At 45.4% G+C, this 527-nt stretch carries 2 protein-coding genes; both read left to right on the forward strand.

From position 1 onward, the window contains the following. Nucleotides 1-221: transposase (locus M3636_RS29090; protein WP_251384749.1), on the forward strand; the 221-nt coding region annotated here is incomplete at its 5' end. 137 nt (nt 222-358) lie between these two features. Next, a partial coding sequence (locus tag M3636_RS29890) for an IS3 family transposase (protein WP_353056328.1) occupies nt 359-527 on the forward strand: 169 nt, incomplete at its 3' end.

The following is a 527-nucleotide window of genomic DNA, read 5'->3' on the forward strand; positions in this document are numbered from 1 at the left end:
AACTCAACATTCCAAAAAGTACATTACACCAATGGATGGGTAAGTATCGCGAACTTAAACATGAGCCCGTAGCTAGCGTAGATCGAGTGAAAGAACTGGAAGCAGAGCTTAAAGAAATGCGCCGGTTACTTCAAGAGAAAGAGCATACGCTTGCGGACACGCAAGAGGAACTGGCTATTGTAAAAAAAGTAGTGCACATCTTCAGCAAACCAAAGAGCTAAGGTTTCAGTTTCTGGAAAACCATCGCTCCCTGTTTTCTTTGGAGAAGATGTGCACTCTGTTACACGTGTCACGGAGCGGATATTACAAGTGGCGGATGGATCGAACAAGTAAACAGCAGCACCGGAGAACTGAGATCATGAAGCGTATTCGGTTTCATTTCTACGACCACCAGAAGCGGTGTGGAAGTCCGAAAATTACGTATGCGCTCCATCTGGAAGGATACAGAATCTCTTCCCGTACCGTCAGTATATACATGCGTCAAATGAATCTTCGTTCCGTGCATAGTCCTCGGTATCGTGTCCAAA

Origin of the sequence: Paenibacillus sp. MER 99-2, from assembly GCF_023714095.1 — a bacterium.
Classification (GTDB): domain Bacteria; phylum Bacillota; class Bacilli; order Paenibacillales; family Paenibacillaceae; genus Paenibacillus.